Source organism: Paracoccus salsus (genome assembly GCF_021556615.1).
Taxonomy (GTDB): domain Bacteria; phylum Pseudomonadota; class Alphaproteobacteria; order Rhodobacterales; family Rhodobacteraceae; genus Paracoccus; species Paracoccus salsus.
The window spans coordinates 478,474-496,655 of sequence record NZ_JAKGGD010000001.1; the positions used below are offsets into that span (position 1 = coordinate 478,474).

General features: G+C 65.8%; 12 protein-coding genes. 7 read left to right on the forward strand and 5 right to left on the reverse strand.

Annotation, left to right across the window (positions count from 1 at the left end; genetic code table 11):
* Positions 1-10: 10 nt before the first annotated feature.
* Complete coding sequence (gene dnaE, locus L1965_RS02390) at positions 11-3,496, reverse strand: DNA polymerase III subunit alpha (protein WP_241865382.1); 3,486 nt, start codon at positions 3,494-3,496, stop codon at positions 11-13.
* 62 nt (positions 3,497-3,558) lie between these two features.
* On the opposite strand from dnaE, the gene L1965_RS02395 reads away from it, so the two are divergent.
* Genes L1965_RS02395 through L1965_RS02410 form a run of 4 tightly spaced genes read left to right on the forward strand, consistent with a single transcriptional unit; the run spans position 3,559 to position 8,177 of the window.
* Positions 3,559-5,112 (forward strand): ABC transporter ATP-binding protein, encoded by a 1,554-nt coding sequence (locus L1965_RS02395; RefSeq protein ID WP_235754795.1) that lies wholly within the window; start codon positions 3,559-3,561, stop codon positions 5,110-5,112.
* Positions 5,109-6,185: an ABC transporter permease gene (locus L1965_RS02400; RefSeq protein WP_235754796.1), complete on the forward strand. Its 1,077-nt coding sequence runs from the start codon at positions 5,109-5,111 to the stop codon at positions 6,183-6,185. The genes L1965_RS02395 and L1965_RS02400 overlap by 4 nt, the downstream gene beginning before the upstream one ends.
* On the forward strand, positions 6,182-7,069 hold the full coding sequence (locus L1965_RS02405; protein ID WP_235754797.1) for an ABC transporter permease: 888 nt from the start codon (positions 6,182-6,184) through the stop codon (positions 7,067-7,069). The genes L1965_RS02400 and L1965_RS02405 overlap by 4 nt, the downstream gene beginning before the upstream one ends.
* Positions 7,070-7,097: 28 nt before the next feature.
* Complete coding sequence (locus L1965_RS02410) at positions 7,098-8,177, forward strand: BMP family ABC transporter substrate-binding protein (RefSeq protein WP_235754798.1); 1,080 nt, start codon at positions 7,098-7,100, stop codon at positions 8,175-8,177.
* A gap of 299 nt (positions 8,178-8,476) precedes the next feature.
* Here L1965_RS02410 and purU read toward each other — a convergent pair whose 3' ends face one another.
* From purU to L1965_RS02430, 4 genes are all read right to left on the reverse strand, one after another.
* On the reverse strand, positions 8,477-9,361 hold the full coding sequence (gene purU / locus L1965_RS02415) for a formyltetrahydrofolate deformylase (RefSeq protein WP_235754799.1): 885 nt from the start codon (positions 9,359-9,361) through the stop codon (positions 8,477-8,479).
* Positions 9,362-9,507: 146 nt separating this feature from the next.
* Entirely contained in the window at positions 9,508-10,674 is a 1,167-nt protein-coding gene (locus tag L1965_RS02420) for a M20 aminoacylase family protein (RefSeq protein ID WP_235754800.1), read from the reverse strand.
* A gap of 110 nt (positions 10,675-10,784) precedes the next feature.
* On the reverse strand, positions 10,785-12,128 hold the full coding sequence (locus L1965_RS02425) for an NAD(P)/FAD-dependent oxidoreductase (RefSeq protein ID WP_235754801.1): 1,344 nt from the start codon (positions 12,126-12,128) through the stop codon (positions 10,785-10,787).
* On the reverse strand, positions 12,125-13,957 hold the full coding sequence (locus L1965_RS02430) for an ABC transporter ATP-binding protein (protein ID WP_235754802.1): 1,833 nt from the start codon (positions 13,955-13,957) through the stop codon (positions 12,125-12,127). Before L1965_RS02430 ends, L1965_RS02425 begins: the two co-directional genes overlap by 4 nt.
* A 267-nt stretch (positions 13,958-14,224) precedes the next feature.
* Here L1965_RS02430 and L1965_RS02435 point away from each other — a divergent pair, with 267 nt between their 5' ends.
* The 3 genes from L1965_RS02435 to L1965_RS02445 all read left to right on the forward strand — a co-directional run bounded on the left by L1965_RS02435 (position 14,225) and on the right by L1965_RS02445 (position 18,045).
* Positions 14,225-15,928 carry a peptide ABC transporter substrate-binding protein gene (locus L1965_RS02435; RefSeq protein ID WP_235754803.1) on the forward strand — a complete coding sequence of 568 codons (1,704 nt, stop codon included), beginning with the start codon at positions 14,225-14,227 and terminating at the stop codon, positions 15,926-15,928.
* A 121-nt stretch (positions 15,929-16,049) separates the two neighbouring features.
* Entirely contained in the window at positions 16,050-17,057 is a 1,008-nt protein-coding gene (locus tag L1965_RS02440; protein ID WP_235754804.1) for an ABC transporter permease, read from the forward strand.
* The gene (locus L1965_RS02445; RefSeq protein ID WP_235754805.1) at positions 17,050-18,045 is read left to right on the forward strand and encodes an ABC transporter permease; all 996 of its coding nucleotides are present in this window, start codon (positions 17,050-17,052) and stop codon (positions 18,043-18,045) included. The genes L1965_RS02440 and L1965_RS02445 overlap by 8 nt, the downstream gene beginning before the upstream one ends.
* The last annotated feature ends 137 nt before the right edge of the window (positions 18,046-18,182 follow it).

Consider the following 18,182-nt stretch of genomic DNA (forward strand, 5'->3'; position numbering starts at 1 on the left):
TCAGCCCGCCCTATTCCTCGACGACATCCAGAACGCCCGGAATCGCCCGCAGCGCCTGGCGCGCGGGCGTTGTCAGCGGCGCATCGTTGGCGATCTCGATCTCGATCAGTTCGTCGCCCTCGCGCAGCCGCAGCAGCACCGGCCCGCGCGAGCGTGAAGGGACCCGGATTTCGGTCTGGATGCGTCCCAACACCTCGGCCAGGCGCGGGATCGTGTCGGCGCCCTGCATCTCGACCGCCAGACAGCCCGCACCGGCATCCGCCACCGCGTCTTCCAGCCGGGTCACGGAATTGGCCAGCAGCTTCACCTGGTCGCCCGAGGGTTCGACCTTGACCTGCAGGACGACGTTCTCGCCCGGCTCAAGCCGGTCGCGCGCCGCGTTCAGCAGGTCCGAAAACACGGTCACCTCGTAAAGACCGGTCGGATCGGACAGGCTGACAAAGGCGTATTGCGTGCCCTTGGCCGATTTCCGCTCCATGCGCGCGGCCACGGTTCCCGCGATCGACGTGACCAGCGGTCCGCCTGCCGCCTCGATGCTGATCTCGGCCAGGGTCTGGACCTTCTTGCGTTTCAGCGCCGGCAGATAGTCGTCCAGCGGATGACCGGACAGGTAGAAGCCGATCGCCTTGTGTTCTTCACCCAGCTTCTCGGCCGGCAGCCAGACCTGCGCCAGCGCCGGTCGCGGTGGCGGCAGATCCTCGCCGCCGCCGAACAGCGAGGTTTGCGACGAGGCCGCCTGCTGCTGCACCGCCGCGGACCAGGCGACCAGCCCGTCCAGCGATTTCAGCACCCGCGCCCGGTTGTCGTCCATCAGGTCGAATGCGCCGGCGCGGGCCAGCATCTCCAGCGGTCGCTTGCCCACGCGCCTCATGTCCACCCGGCGGGCGAAGTCGATCATGTCGCGGAAGGGCGCGCCGCCACCCTCGCCCGCCCCTCGGGCCTCGTGGACCAGTCGCATCGCCTCGACGCCCACGCCTTTCAGCGCCCCCAGCGCGTAATGGATGCGACCGTCACGGACCGTGAAGGTCGGGGCCGAGCGGCTGACGCAGGGCGGAACGATCTCGATCCCCATCCGGTCGCATTCGCGTTTGTAGATCGCCAGCTTGTCCGTCAGGTGGATATCGCAGTTCATCACCGCGGCCATGAACTCGACCGGGTGGTTCGCCTTCAGCCAGGCGGTCTGGTAGCTGACCACCGCATAGGCCGCAGCGTGGGATTTGTTGAAGCCGTAATTGGCGAATTTTTCCAGCAGGTCGAAGACCTCGCCGGCCTTTTTCTCGGGCACGCCGTTCTCGATGCTGCCCTTGACGAATTTGGGGCGTTCCCTGGCCATCTCGGCGGCGATCTTCTTGCCCATCGCGCGGCGCAGCAGGTCGGCACCGCCAAGGCTGTAACCCGCCATCACCTGCGCGATCTGCATCACCTGTTCCTGATAGACGATGATGCCCTGCGTCTCGGCCAGGATGTGGTCGATGCTGGGATGGATCGATTCCAGCGCGCGGGCACCGTTCTTCACGTCGCAATAGGTCGGGATGTTCTCCATCGGGCCGGGGCGATACAGCGCCACCAGCGCGACGATATCCTCGATACAGGTGGGTTTCATGCGCCGCAGCGCGTCCATCATGCCGCTGCTTTCGACCTGGAACACCGCCACGGTCCGCGCGCTGGCGAACAGGTCATAGCTGGCCTTGTCGTCCAGCGGGATGGTGTTGATCTGGTTCTCGGTTCCCTCGGGCGGGTCGTAGAGCCTGCGCCCGTCCGCGGCAAGATGCAGCGGCCGACCGCCACCATTGATCAGATCGACGGCGTTCTGGATCACCGTCAGGGTCTTCAGCCCCAGGAAGTCGAACTTCACCAGCCCGGCCTGCTCGACCCATTTCATGTTGAACTGCGTGGCCGGCATGTCGGATGCCGGGTCCCTGTAAAGCGGCACAAGCCGGTCCAGCGGGCGGTCCCCGATCACCACCCCCGCGGCGTGGGTGGAGGCGTTCCGGTAAAGCCCCTCGATCTTTTCGGCATAGTCCAGCAGCCGCCCGACCACCTCTTCCTTCGCGGCCTCGCGCAGGCGCGGCTCCTCGGCGCGGGCCTTGGCGATGCTGACCGGCTTCACCCCCTCGACCGGGATCATCTTCGACAGCCGGTCCACCTGCCCGAAGGGCAGCTGCAGCACCCTGCCCACATCGCGGACGGCGGCCTTGGACAGCAGCGCGCCGAAGGTGATGATCTGGCCGACCTTTTCCTTGCCGTATTTCTCCTGAACGTAGCGGATCACCTCTTCGCGCCGATCCATGCAGAAATCGATGTCGAAATCCGGCATCGAGACGCGTTCGGGGTTCAGGAACCGCTCGAACAGCAGTGAATAGCGCAACGGATCGAGGTCGGTGATCGTCAGCGCATAGGCCACGAGGCTGCCCGCGCCCGAACCCCGTCCCGGCCCGACCGGGATGTCGTGTTCCTTGGCCCACCGGATGAAATCCGCCACGATCAGGAAGTAGCCGGGAAAGCCCATCTGCTCGATGATGCCCAGCTCGAACTCCAGCCGCGCCTGATAGTCCTCGACCGGGACGGCATGCGGGATGACCTTCAGCCGCGCCTCGAGGCCTGTCTTGGCCTGCCGCCGCAACTCGGCCACCTCGTCATCGGCAAAGCGGGGCAGGATCGGCTTGTGCCGGCTGACGGCAAAGGCGCAGCGACGGGCGATCTCGACCGTGTTGTCCAGCGCCTCGGGCAGGTCGGCGAAAAGCACCGCCATCTCTTCGGGAGACTTGAAGTAATGCTGCGGCGTCAGGCGGCGACGCGGCTGCGACTGGTCCACATAGGCCTTTTCCGCGATGCAGATCAGTGCGTCATGCGCCTCGTAGAGGTCGGGTTTCGGGAAGTAGACGTCATTCGTTGCGACAAGCGGCAATTCCCGCGCATAGGCCAGGTCGATCAGCCCCGCCTCGCTGGCAGCCTCGGCCGGCATCAACTGGCCGTTTTCGCCCGGATGGCGCTGAAGTTCGATATAAAGCCGCGTCGGAAAGGCCACGGCCAGCCGCTCGGCCAGCGCACGGGCCTTGTCCGTCTGGCCCTGCGCGATCAGAAGGCCGACGGGCCCGGTCGCACCGCCGGTCAGGCAGATCAGCCCTTCGGCGTGGTCGCAAAGCTCGTCCAGCGAGGCATGCGGCAGCGCACCGCCCTCGCGCAGATAAAGGCAGGACGACAGCGCCATCAGATTCAGCCAGCCCTCGTGGTTCTGCGCCAGGAGCACGACGGGTCCGGTCGCCTCGGCCGCCAGAGTGATCTGGCAGCCGACGATCGGCTGCACACCCTTTTCCACCGCCTTCACGCTGAACTCCAGCGCCGCGAACATGACATTGGTGTCGGTCAGCGCCACGGCGGGCATGCCGCCATCCGCCGCAAGGCCGGGCAGCTTGCCCACGGGAATGGCGCCTTCCAGCAGGGAATGCTCGGAATGGGTCCGCAGATGGATGAATCGGGGATATGCTGTCACCATGGGCGGGACGTTATCGCAGCCTGACCAAACAGCGCAATTGCCCAAAGCCGGTGCGGCGCGCTATGCATGACAAGGTTTTGACCGGAGGGACAAATTTGGTGGCAGATGCGGTGTTCCGCGCCGAGGGCATCGGCAAGTCCTATCCGGGCGTTCGCGCGAACGACGACGTGTCCTTCCACGTCGCGCCGGGCGAGATCCACGCGCTGCTGGGCGAGAACGGTGCCGGCAAGTCCACGCTGGTCAAGATGATCTATGGTCTGGTGCAACCCGATGACGGACAGATGTTCCTCAACGGCGAGTCCCATCGACCGGGCGATCCGCGCGCCGCACGTGCGGCCGGCGTGGCGATGGTATTCCAGCATTTCTCGCTGTTCGATGCGATGACGGTGGCCGAGAACATCGCACTGGGGATGGAGAACCCGCCGCCCCGCCGCGCGCTGTCGGCCCGCATCACCAAGGTCAGCCACGATTTCGGCCTGCCCCTCGATCCCGCGCGACGCGTCGTCACCCTGTCGGCGGGCGAACGCCAGAGGGTCGAGATCATTCGCTGCCTGTTGCAGGATCCGCGACTTCTGATCATGGACGAGCCGACCAGCGTGCTGACCCCGCAAGAGGCCGAATTGCTGTTCGAGACGCTGCGCAAGCTGGCCGACCGCGGCACCGCGATCCTTTATATCAGCCACAAGCTCGAGGAAATCCGCAGCCATTGCGACAGCGCCACGATCCTGCGCCATGGTTGCGTGGTGGACAGCTGCGATCCCCGCGCCCACAGCGCGCGCGAACTGGCCGCGATGATGGTCGGCGGCGAGATGCGCCGGATCGACCGCAGCGGCCGACGGACGGGCCCGGTCCTGCTGGAGGTCAGCGGCCTGTCCCTGCCCGCCCCGAACGCCGAAGGCACCGCGCTCAAATCCGTGAACCTGACCCTGCGCGCCGGCGAGATCCTGGGCATCGGCGGGGTCGCCGGGAACGGCCAGGACGAATTGCTGGCCGCCCTGTCCGGCGAGATGCGCAGCCAGCCCGGTGCGATCACGCTGGAAGGACGCGACCTGTCCGCGGCCAGCCCGCAGGCCCGGCGCGTCGCCGGACTGCTGGCCGCGCCCGAGGATCGGCTGGGCCATGCCGCGGTGCCGGATTTCAGCCTGACCGAGAACACATTGCTCACCGCAGGGCGCCGCAAGTCGCTGGTCAGGCGCGGGCTGATCGACCGGGGGGCCGCGCGCGCCTATGCCGAAGAGATCATCCGCGTCTTTGACGTCCGCACACCCGGCCCCGGAACCGCCGCGCGGGCGCTGTCGGGCGGCAACCTGCAGAAATTCGTCATCGGCCGCGAGGTCCTGCAGTCGCCGCGCGTGCTGGTCGTCAACCAGCCCACCTGGGGCGTCGATGCCGGTGCCGCGACCGCGGTCCGCCAGTCGCTGCTCGATCTGGCACGCCAGGGCGCGGGCATCATCGTCATCAGTCAGGATCTGGACGAGCTGCTGGAACTGTCGGACCGTTTCTGCGCCCTGAACGAGGGGCGGCTGTCCGATCCACGCCCGACCGAAAATCTCGGCATCGACGAAATCGGCCTGCTGCTGGGCGGCGCGCATGGCATGGAGGTGGCGCAGATATGATCCGTCTGGTTCCGCGTACCGAGAACTCGGCCGCATGGCAGCTGGCGACCCCACTGCTGGCGGTGCTGGCCACGATGGTCGCAGGCGGCACGCTGTTTGCAATCATGGGCCACGACCCGTTCGCCGCGATCCGCACGATCTTCTGGGACCCGATCTTCGGTGCGGCCTCGGGCTATTCGCGGCCGCAACTGCTGGTGAAGGCCGCGCCGCTGATCCTCATCGCTTCGGGCCTGGCCATCGGCTTTCGGGCCGGGATCTGGAATATCGGCGCCGAGGGGCAATACATCATCGGCGGCGTCACCGGTGCGGCCGTCGCGCTGGCCGCCTATCCGGCCGAAGGCATGTGGATCTTTCCGGCGATGGTCCTGGCCGGCGCGCTGGGGGGCTGGGCCTGGGGGATGGTGCCGGCGCTGCTGAGAAACTGGTTCGGGGCCTCCGAGATCCTCGTCTCGCTGATGCTGGTCTATGTCGCGCAGAAGGTCGCCGCCTGGATGGCCTTCGGGCCGATGAAAAACCCCGAAGGCTTCGGCTTTCCCGGCTCGCGCAATCTTCAGCAATACCCGGCGGCAGCGAACCCGGAACTGGTCGCGGGCACCGGCGCGCACTGGGGCGTGGTCGCTGCGGCGGTCGCGGTTCTGGCGACATGGTTCCTGATGAGCCGCCATATCCGCGGCTTTCACATCCGCGCGGCGGGCCTTGCACCGCGTGCGGCCCGCTTCGCCGGCGTCCGGCCGCAGACGCTGGTCGCCTTCTGCCTTGGCCTGTCCGGCGCGCTCGCGGGCATGGCGGGCCTGTTCGAGGCCGCAGGCCCGGCAGGACAGATCACCGACAAGTTCGGCACCGGCTACGGATTCACCGCGATCATCGTGGCCTTCCTGGGGCGGCTGCATCCGGTCGGCATCCTGCTGGCCGGACTGTTGCTGGCGCTGACCTATATCGGTGGCGAACTGGCGCAGTTGACACTGCAACTGCCGGCGGCGACGGTGCAGGTCTTTCAGGGGATGCTGCTGTTCTTTCTGCTCGGCTTCGATCTGCTGACCCGCTTCCGCATCGCCCGGAGGATCACCGCATGATCGATCCGCTCTCGGTCTTCCTGCTGCTTGTGGCCGCCGCCACGCCGATCCTGTTCGCGGCCCTGGGCGAGTTGGTCGTCGAACGCGCGGGCGTTCTGAACCTGGGCGTCGAAGGGATGATGATCGCCGGGGCATTGTCCGGCTTCGCAGCCGCCCATGCGACGGGCAATCCGTTTGTGGGTTTCCTGGCAGCGGCTGTCGGCGGGGCCGCGATCTCGCTGCTGTTCGCGCTGCTGACGCAGGTGCTGCTGGCAAACCAGGTGGCATCGGGACTGGCGCTGACGCTGTTCGGGCTGGGGCTTGCCGCCTTGTTCGGCAAGCCGCTGGAGGGGATCAAGGCCCCCTCGATGACCGCCGGCCCGCTGGGGATCAGCTGGATCGTCTGGCTGGGGCTGGCGATGGTGCCGCTGATCTGGTGGTTCCTCAACCGCTCGCGCGCCGGGCTGATCCTGCGCGGCGTGGGCGAGAACCATGACGCCGCCCATGCCCTGGGCTATCCGGTGCATCTGGTCCGCGGCGCGGCGATCGCCTTCGGCGGAGCGATGGCCGGCGTCGGGGGCGCTTTCATCTCGATCGCCACGGTGCTGCAATGGACCGAGGGCATGACCGCCGGTGCCGGCTGGATCGCGCTTGCGATCGTGGTGTTTTCCAACTGGACGGCGGTTGGCGTCCTGGCCGGGGCCTGGCTTTTCGGCGGGGTTACCGTGCTGCAACTGCGCCTGCAGGCTGCGGGAATCAAGGTGCCCGTCCAGCTTCTGTCGATGGCGCCCTATCTTGCCACGATCATCGTGCTGGTGCTGATATCGGCCCGGCAGAAATTCAGCCGCCGCGCGGGTGGGGCAGCACCCGGTTCGCTCGGCCAGAACTTCCACGCCCTGCGCTGAACGCAGGGCGCCAACAGAGAGGAAAAACATGAACCGCAGAGACCTTGTTACCAGTGTCGCCGCCATGATGGCGATCAGCCTCGCCGCACCGGCATTCGCGCAGGACGAACCGCTGAAGGTAGGATTCATCTATGTCGGTCCGGTGGGCGACGGCGGCTGGACCTATCAGCATGATCTGGGCCGCCAGGCGATCGAGGCAGAATATGGCGACCGGGTGGAAACCACCTTCATCGAAAGCGTGCCGGAAGGCGCCGACGCCGAACGCGCATTGACCCAGCTGGCGCTGGCCGGCAACACGCTGATCTTCGCGACCAGCTTCGGCTTCATGGACCCGGTGATGAATGTCGCCGCCAAGTTCCCGGACGTCAAATTCGAGCATGCCACCGGCTACAAGCGCGCCGATAATGTTGCGACCTATGACGCGCGCTTCTACGAAGGACGCGCGGTCATGGGCACCATCGCCGGCCGGATGACGGAATCGAACAAGATCGGCTATATCGGGTCGTTCCCCATCCCCGAAGTGATCCAGGGCATCAATTCCAGCTTCATCCACGCTCGAAAGGTCAACCCCGAGGTCGAGATGAAGGTCGTCTGGGCCTATAGCTGGTTCGACCCCGCGAAAGAGGCTGACGCCGCCTCGGCGCTGCTGGCCGAAGGGGTGGACGTGATCCTGCAACACACCGATTCGACCGCTCCGCTGGCGAAGGCGCAAGAGGCCGGTGCGATCGGCTTTGGCCAGGCCAGCGACATGGCTGCCTTCAAGCCCTCGCCGCGGGTCTCGTCGATCATCGACAACTGGGCGCCCTATTACATCGAGCGCGTCGGAGCGATGCTGGACGGCAGCTGGACATCCAAGGCCACCTGGGCCGGCATTGCCGAGGGCGAGGTCGAGATCGGCGAGATCACCGACGCCGTGCCCGCAGAGGTCAAGCAAGAGGCGCTGGCGCTGAAGGACCAGATCGCCTCGGGGGAATACCATCCCTTCACCGGACCGCTGAACAAGGCCGACGGCAGCGCCTGGCTGGCCGAAGGTCAGGTTGCGACCGATGAAGAACTGTCCGGCATGAACTTCTACGTCGAAGGCATCACGGCCGAAATTCCGCAATAGGAAAGAAGCGGGGGCGCCGTCCGCATCCCTTCGGGGCGCCCCCGGGATGCTTTGACCGGCACAAGGCCGACCGACGCCCCGTTTCCGCACGGAAACGGGGCGTTTTGCGCCGAACGGTCAGCTTCCTTGCCCGCCTGTCCCGAAAGACCTGGACTGCCAGGTGACCGTCGAGACGCGTTCAAGGAATTTGCCTTGGCGGACATGTCCTGCGAGGGACGGCGCATGGCGCGCGCGGCCGGGGGCGCAACGCCCCCCACCGCCGAAACCGACCCGCGACGCGGCCGCGGCCGCGGCAGGGATCATCCCATCCGTTCGCTGACGTAGCTGCCGGGCGAGGCCGGGAAGACCACGGTCTTCGCGCTGTTCAGAAACACACGGCCATGGATATGCGCGTGAACCGCACGCGACAGCACCTGGCTTTCCACGTCGCGACCCAGCGAGACGTAATCGCCGGGGCTTTGCGCATGCGTCACCCGGACGGTGTCCTGTTCGATGATCGGCCCCTCGTCCAGATCGGCCGTGACATAATGGGACGTCGCGCCGATCAGCTTGACCCCGCGCTCATAGGCCTGCTTGTAGGGATTGGCGCCCTTGAAGCTGGGCAGGAAGGAATGGTGGATGTTGATGATCCGGCCGGACATCTTCTGGCACATCTGGTCCGAGAGAACCTGCATATAGCGCGCCAGCACGATCAGTTCCGCCCCGGTCTCCTCGATCAGGTCCATCTGCCGTGCCTCGGCCGCGGGCTTGTTCTCGGGGGTGACCCGGATCATGTGGAACGGAATGTCGTGGTTCACGACAACCTTCTGATATTCGTGGTGGTTCGAGATCACACCGACGATGTCGATGGGCAGCGCGCCGATGCGCCAGCGGTACAGAAGGTCGTTCAGGCAGTGCCCGAAACGCGAGACCATGATGAGAACCTTCTTCTTCACCGCATCATCGGTGATCTCGACCTCCATCCCGAATTTCTCGGCGACCGGCTTGAACGCCGCCTGAAGATCGGCCAGCTTCGCATCGCCCTCGGACCGAAAGCTCATCCGCATGAAAAAGCGGCCGGTCTCGGAATCGTCAAACTGCGCGCTGTCGGTGATGTTGCAATCCTGGGCCGCAACCAGGCCCGAAATCGCTGCCACGATGCCGCGGGTCGAGGCGCAGGTGACGCGCAGAGTATAGCTTTTCATGTCAGGTTCCGTTCAATGTGTCGGGGCCTTGCGCCGCGCCGGCCCGGCTGTGTCACATCTCGGACGAATGGCGCGGAACGGCCATCGCGTTTCCGACACCGCCGGGTCATCTGCGACATTGCCGCCGATGACCCGGCGATGCGGGTTCAGGCAGCGGGCATCCGGGCTTCGACCATGCCCGCGTACCAGCTGGCACCCGCCGGGATCGCATCGTCGTTGAAATTGTAGGACGGGTGGTGGACCATCGCGCTGTCGCCGTTGCCCACGAAGATATAGGCGCCGGGGCGTTGGTTCAGCATGTAGCTGAAATCCTCGCCGCCCATCATCGGCTGCATCTCCAGATCGACATCCCCGGCGATCTGCCGCGCGACATCCGCAGCCCAGATGGTCGCCTGCTCGTCATTCATCGTTACCGGGTAGCCGCGCTCATAGACCACCTCGGCGCGGGCGCCCATCGCCGCGGCGACATGTGTGGCCACGCGGGTAATCCCCTCTTCAAGCTGGTCGCGGACCTCCGGAGCCAGGCTGCGAGCGGTGCCCTTCAGCTTGACCACCTGCGGGATGACGTTATGCGCGGTCGAGTCGGTCGAGACGACGCAGACCGAGATCACGGCGTTCTTGAGCGGGTCGATATTGCGCGCGACGATCGATTGCAGCGCGACGGTGATCTGGGCAGCCGTCAGCATGGTGTCGATGCATTCATGCGGCTTGGCGGCGTGCCCGCCCTTCCCGGTCACGGTGATGTCGAACTGGTCGGCGGCCGCCATCATCGCGCCCGGCTTGATCGCGAAACTGCCGGTCGGAATGCCCGGCATGTTGTGCATGCCATAGACCTCTTCGATCTTCCAGCGGTTGATCAGCCCGTCCCGGACCATCGCGTCTCCGCCGCCGCCGCCCTCTTCGGCGGGCTGGAAGATCATCACCGCGGTGCCGTCGAAATTGCGGGTCTCGGCCAGGTATTTGGCCGCCCCCAGCAGCATGGCGGTGTGGCCGTCATGGCCGCAGGCATGCATCTTGCCGGGCGTCTTCGAGGCGTATTCGGCCCCGGTCTGCTCGGTGATCGGCAGGGCGTCCATGTCCGCGCGCAATCCGATCACCCGCCCCCGGCTGTCGGTCCGGCCGCGGATGACGCCGACCACCCCGGTCCGCCCGACCCCTTCGGTCACCTCGTCGCAGCCGAAATCCCGCAACAGCTGGGCCACCTTCCCCGCCGTGCGATGCACGTCATAAAGCAGTTCGGGATGTTCGTGAAAGTCGTGGCGCCAGGCGGTGATTTCGGGCAGCAGTTCGGCAAAGCGGTTCTTGACGGGCATGTTCGGTCTCCTTCGCGCCACAGGATGGAACCTTCGTGCAGAGTCTGCAAGTGGCCGCGCGCGCATGTGACGGGCGATTTCTGCACGAGACTGCCGAGGAGGCCGCGCGGCTAGAGATCGGGTCCAAGCCTGATGGCCGAGCCGTCCAGGAACCGCCGATACCGGAAACGCGACAAATCGTGGCCGGTATCGCCGTCCTGGATCATGTCCGCCATCACTCGGCCGATGCCGGGCCCGATGCCGAAACCATGGCCGGAAAGCCCGGTGGCAACGAAGAAGCCCGGCAGCGTGGTCTGGTCCAGGACCGGGACCTGGTCCGGCAGCGTGTCGATCATGCCGGCCCATGCGGCGCGGATCCTGGGGCGGCCGATCCGGGGGAAGGCGGCGGCAAAGTCGTCCTGCAACCTGCTGATCCGTACCGGGTTCGGGTCCGGCGACAGGACACGCATCGCCTCGAACGGCGACGGTCGGTCGGCGGACCAGCGCCGCGGCGTGGTCCAGGCATCGGGATAGCCGCGCGGCGCGGCGGGTTGCAGGCGGGTCAGGCGCAGGTCGCGGCGCATCATCGGCAGATAGGCGCGCAGATGGCGGAATGCGGCCGGACCGATCCAGAAATCATGGGCCATGCCCGGCGCCAGCGTATAGCCGCCATCGGCGCGGCGACGGAAGGCCAGGCCGGAATCGGCGGCGGCCCCCGGCCAGAATTCCTCCATCGGCTCGGTTGCGGCAACAGTGGCGCGGACCGACAGCTGCGGCAGGTTCAGCCCAGCATTGGCGGCGAAGAGCCCGGACCATGCGCCGCCAGCCAGCAAGACCCTGTCTGCGCGAAGCCGCCCCGCCTCGGTGATGACGCCCGCGACCCGTCCGGCCGCCACGTCCAGCGCGCGGACCGCGCAATGTTCGCGGATGATGACGCCTTCTGACGCGGCGAGCCGCGCGATGGCAGGGACAGCGGTTGCGGGCTCGGCCCGCATGTCCGAAGGCGTCGTCAGCGCCCCCGGCCAACCGGCCGCGTTCGGCAGCGCATCACGCAGCTCGGCCCGCCCCATCAGGCGGCTGTCGAGACCATGGGCGTGGGCGATCGCCAGCCAGGCCGCATAGCGGTCCATGCCGGCCTGATCGCTGGCAAGATAGGTGACCCCACAGGTCCGCAAGCCCAGCACGTCACCCAGATCCTGCGCAAGCGCCTGCCACAACCGGCGCGCCCGCAACATGATGGGGATCTCGGCCTCGTCGCGGCCCTGCGCGCGCACCCATCCCCAGTTGCGCGAGGATTGCTCGCCCGCGACCAGGCCCTTTTCGCACAGCACCACCGACAGCCCGTCCCGCGCCAGATACAGCGCGGCGGTCACGCCGGCGATGCCGCCGCCGATGATGACGACGTCGGCAGCATCGGGCAGATTCGCCTGGAACCCGGGCGCGCTGTCTGGCGCGATCGGCGGGGCAGGCTTCACGAATGGGTCACGGGATCGACCAGCACGCGGTGGCCCGGCGCGACCTCGTGATAGACCGAGGGCATGGACACATGGTCGACCGGATGAATCGGCGACGGGATCGGCTTGAAGTTCAGATCCTCGCTGATCTTCTTCTGCCGTGGATCAGCGACCGGCACCGCCAGCATGAGCTGCTTGGTATAGCTGTGCTGGGGGTTCTCGAAGACCTGCGCACGGCTGCCCATCTCGACGATGCGGCCCAGATACATGACGCCGACCTGATGACTGACGCGTTCGACGACCGCCATGTCATGGCTGATGAACAGCATCGAGATGCCCAGATCCTGCTGCAACTCCATCAGCAGGTTCAGCACCTGCGCCTGCACCGAGACATCCAGCGCAGACACGGCCTCGTCCGCGACGATCAGTTTCGGGTTCAGCGCCAGCGCGCGGGCGATCGCGATACGCTGGCGCTGGCCGCCCGACATCTCGTGGGGAAAGCGGCGCATGAAGCTGCGCGGCAGTTCGACCCGGTCGAACAATGCGGCAACACGGTCCTGCCGTTCCGCGCGGTCGCCGATGCCGTAATTCTGCATCGGTTCGGCGACCTGGTCATACAGCTTCATGTGCGGATCGAGGCTGGCGAACGGATCCTGAAAGATCATCTGCATGTCGCGCCGGGCCTTGCGAAGATCGGACGGCGAAAGCGCCAGGATATCGGTGCCACCGATGTCGACCTTGCCCGATTCCGGTTCCACCAGACGCAGGATAGACCGGCCGCAGGTCGATTTGCCGCAGCCCGATTCCCCGACGAGGGACATGGTTTCGCCGCCATTGATCGTGAACGACACGTCCTCGACCGCGTGGACCTTGGCGACCGTGCGTCGCAAAAGGCCACCCTTGACCGCAAAGCGCGTCACCAGATTCTCGACGGTCAGAAGCGGTTTCGGGTCCTTGACGATGATCGGCTCGGCATCGCCCATCGTGCCGTCGCCCATCAGCCGCAGCCGTTCCGGCGCGGGCTTGCCGGTCATTTCGCCCAGTCGCGGCACGGCGGCCAGCAGCATCTTGGTGTAATCCTTGCGCGGCGCCTCGAAGATCTGTTCGACCGGACCCTCCTCGACCTTGTCGCCGCGATACATCACGACAACGCGGTCGGCCATCTGCGCGACCACCGCCATGTCATGGGTGATGAACAGCACGGCGATCCGCTTTTCGCGCTTCAACCGGTCGATCAGCGCCAGGATCTCGGCCTGGATGGTCACGTCCAGCGCCGTCGTGGGCTCATCGCAGATCAGCAGCCGGGGCTCGCATGCCATGGCGATCGCGATCACCACGCGCTGGCGCATGCCGCCCGACAATTCGTGCGGATACTGGTCCAGCCGGCGTTCCGGTTCGGGGATGCGGACCTGCTTCAGGATCTCCAGCGCGCGGGCGCGGGCCTGCGCCCTGGACAGCCCGCGATGTTCGATCAGGCCTTCGGTCAGCTGGTCGCCGACGGTGAAAACCGGATTGAGCGCGGTCATCGGCTCTTGAAAGATCATGCCGATCTTGTTGCCGCGAATATCGCGCATGGTCGGCGAGGATTGAAGGGCAAGGTCGATGACGTTTCCGTCGCCCTGGTCGAACATCAGCCTGCCGTTGGTGATGGTGCCGCCGCCGAACTCGACCAGCCGCATCAGTGACAGCGAACTGACCGATTTCCCGGACCCGCTTTCGCCAACCACGCAAACGCATTCGCCCGGCTTGATATCGAAGCTGACATCCTTGACGCCCACGACCACGCCATCGTTCGTTTCGAATTCAACGCGAAGTTCCTCAATGGAAACAAGCGGTTTCTCGTCCAGCATGTCGCGCCCTCTGTCCGGTTCACCGCCAGAGGCTAGCCTCACGGCACGAAATGTCAAAGACGAAACCTGCGGTCGGCCGCGATGCGATTGGTCTTGATTTCCAAATGGCCTTCGTTTGAAACTGACGCCAGTCCGCAGGGATGACGGTCGATAGAACAACACCCGGAAAAGACGGGAAGAAAACTGACAAAAATCAAGGCCGGGCAAAGGCTTGAGTGATCTGTACGCCCACATCCCGCGGTCAATGACACCCAACAGGAGCGAGTCATGAAACTGAAAACCTTGTTGATGGGCGCGGCAGCGACGCTGACGCTGGCCCCGGCGGCTTTCGCCGAACGCGGTGCGGACGGCCAGGTGAACATCATCATGTGGCAGGCGCCCTCGACGATGAACCTGTATCTGTCCAGTGGCACCAAGGACATCATCGCGGCCAGCATGGTGCTGGAACCGCTGGCCAACTTCACCCCGGACGGCCTGCTGTCGCCGCGCCTCGCGGCAGAGCTGCCCTCGATCGAGAATGGCGGGATCTCCGAGGATCTGAAGACCGTCACCTGGACGCTGAAGGAAGGCATCAAGTGGTCCGACGGCTCGGACCTTACGGCCGATGACGTGGTCTTTACCGCCAATTACTGCATGGACCCCGAGGGCGGCTGCGCGCAACTGGCCAAGTTCGAGGGGATCGAGACTGTCGAGGCCGTCGATCCGCTGACGGTGAAGGTGACATTCACCGAGCCGCATCCCGATCCGTTCTCGGCCTTCGTGGGCGGCCAGTCGCCGATCCTGCAGAAGGCGCAGTTCGAGAACTGCCTGGGCGCGGCGGCCCCGACCTGCACCGACCAGAACTTCAACCCGATCGGGACCGGCCCCTTCAAGGTGGTCGAGTTCAGGACCAATGACGTCATCACCTTCGAGGCGAACCCGGAATACCGCGAGCCCGACAAGCCGGCCTTCGCGACCCTGACCATGAAGGGCGGCGGCGATGCGGCGGCGGCGGCGCGATCGGTGCTGGAAACCGGCGAGTTCGACTATGCCTGGAACACCCAGCTGGCGCCCGAGGTCCTGCAGGGCATGGAAGCCAGCGGCAAGGGCCATGTCGAGGCTGCCTTCGGAAGCCTGGTCGAACGCATCCACATCAACCTGACCGACCCCTCGCCCTCGCTTCCCGAGGGAGAGCGGTCAACCACCAAGCACCCGCATCCGTTCCTGACCGACCCGGCCGTGCGTCAGGCGCTGTCGATGGCAATCGACCGCAACCTGCTGACCGAGATCGGCTATGGCCAGGCCGGCCAGCCGACCTGCAACCTTGTGCCGGCGCCGGCAGCCTGGGCATCCGACAACACCGAGTGCCTGACGCAGGACATCGAGGGCGCCAAGAAGCTGCTTGACGATGCCGGCTGGGTGCCGGGCGGCGACGGCGTGCGCGAAAAGGACGGTGTGCGGCTGTCGATGGTCTATCAGACCTCGGTCAACGCGGTGCGTCAGGACTTCCAGGCGCTGATCAAGCAGTGGTGGTCCGAGATCGGGATCGAGACCGAGCTGAAGACGATCGACGCCTCGGTGTTCTTCGGCAGCGACGCGGGCTCACCCGACACGTTGCAGAAGTTCTATGCCGATGTCGAAATGTATGCCAACAACTTCGAGGGCAACAACCCCGAGCCCTATCTGGCCAAGATGACCTGCGACAAGGCGCCGGGCCCGGAAAACCAGTGGCAAGGCGAAAACACCAGCCGCTATTGCGATCCCGAATACGACAAGCTGGTCGCGGAACTGGGCAAGACGGTCGATCTGGAGGCGCGCGGAGAGCTGGGCAAGAAGATGAACGACATGGTGACCAAGGAAAGCAACTCGCTCATTCCGCTGGTCTATCGCGGCACCGCCTCGGCGGTCAGCAACACCCTTGGCGGTGTGCAGCTGAACGCCTGGGACACCGAAATCTGGAATGTCGCCGACTGGCACCGGATCAAGGAATGACATGACCGCGACCGTCCCGCCTTGCGCGGGGCGGTCCTTCCTGCGTCGCCGCGAACCGCCCGGCGCCGGTGCAAGTGACACTGCCGATGGCGATCAGACCAAGGACCCGTAAGGAGAGGCCATGCTGAACTTCACCATCCGCCGCCTGCTGCTTGCCATCCCGACCCTGCTGTTCATCTCGCTGGTGATCTTCCTGCTTCTCGAGGCCTCGCCCGGCGATCCTCTGGGCGACGTGCCGCTGACCGTGCCGCCCGAGGTGAAGGAAAAGATGCGCGAGGCGCTGGGGCTGGGCCAGGCGTGGTATATCCGCTATGTTCTCTGGCTGAAGCAGTTCTTCTGGGTCGAGCCGCTGCATTGGTTCGACCAGATCTTCGGCACCGATTTCAGCCAGGGCGCGCAGCGCATCATCAGCTTTCAGTCGCGCAGCCCGGTCTTCGACGTGATTGCACAGCGGGTGCCGCAGACGCTGACCGTGGTGGGCATGTCCTATGTCGTCGGCGTGATGATCGCGATTCCGATCGGCATCATCTCGGCCTACCGGCAATACAGCTGGTTCGACCAGATCGGGACCTTCGTGTCGATGATCGGCTTTTCGATGCCGACCTTCTTTACCGGCGTGGTGATGATCATCGTCTTCGGCGTCAAGCTGCAATGGTTTCCCTCGGTCTATGACACCACCCTTGTCGTGCGGGACTGGGACAGTTTCCTGGCGCAGGCCCGGCAGATGGTGATGCCGGTGACGGTTCTGGCGCTGTACAACGCCGCACAGGTCAGCCGTTTCATGCGCGCCTCGATGCTGGACAATCTGGGGCAGGACTATGTGCGGACCGCCCGCGCCAAGGGCCTGAGTGAGCGCGCCGTCGTCCTGAAGCACGTGCTGCGCAACAGCCTGATCCCGGTCATCACCGTGATCGCACTGGGCCTGCCCACCGTATTCGGCGGAGCCCTGATCACCGAGCAGGTCTTCAAGATCAACGGCATCGGCCAGCTGCTGATCACCGCGATCTATGCCAACGACCTGCCGATGGTGCTGACCGTGACATTCCTGTTCGCGATCCTGATCGTCATGTTCACGCTGATTGCCGATATCCTCTACGGCATTCTCGACCCGAGGATCCGCTATGACTGACCGCGAACGTCAAAGAGCCCTGGATGTCGCCGAACAGGTCGCTGAAACGGCCGGCCCCGCCCCCGTGACCGGCGAACTGCCGCCGGACGATCCGGTCACCGCCGGCGGTGAAAGCCGCAGCCAGTGGCGTGACGTGTGGCGCCAGTTCCGCAACCACACCGGCGCGATGGTCGCGCTGCTGCTGTTCGTCGGCGTGCTGCTGTTCGTGTCGGTGGGGCCGTATCTGTGGACGCTCGACCCGACCTATGTGGACATCCGTGCCCGCAACTCGGGCTTTTCGCTGGCCCATCCCCTGGGAACCGACCAGCTGGGCCGCGACATGCTGGCACGGCTGATGGCGGGCGGGCGGGTGTCGATCGCGGTCGGACTGACGGCGATGATCATCGCGATCACGCTTGGCAGCTTCATCGGCGTGATGGCCGGCTATTTCCGGCGCCTCGACGCCCCGCTGATGCGCATGACCGAACTGTTCCTGGCGCTGCCCCTGCTGCCGCTGTTGCTGCTGATGGTCACGCTGTTCCGCGAGCCTTTGTCGCAGAATTTCGGACCGGCGATGGGGATCTTCATCCTGATCGTCTCGGCCATCGGGGCCACCAGCTGGATGCAGGCCGCACGGATCGTGCGCGGCGACGTGCTGGGCCTGAAGGAGCGAGAGTTCATCCTGGCCGCGAAATCCATCGGCACTCCGCCCCGGCGGATGATCCTGCGTCATATCCTGCCCAACGTGATGTCGCCGATCATGGTGGCCGCGACGCTGGGGATCGCGACGGCAATCATCACCGAAAGCGCGCTCAGCTTCCTGGGACTGGGCTTCCCGCCCGATTTTCCGACCTGGGGTCGGCTGCTGTTTGACGCGGTGGACCAGATGGTGCTGTATCCCAGCCGGGTGATCCTGCCGGGCATCTTCATCTCGCTGACCGTGTTGTGCGTGAATTATATCGGCGACGGCCTGCGCGACGCGATGGACCCGCGCATTCGCGGACGCTGACGCGGGCGCAGCCCTTCTGCGTTGCGGGGGATCTTCGGCGCGCAGGGGCCCCCGTGCAGAACGCCCTGTCCCGCGCGCAGGCCGCCGCCTGATCGCAGGGGACCGGGCCACGCGCGGCGGCTACGGCGCGCCGGCCG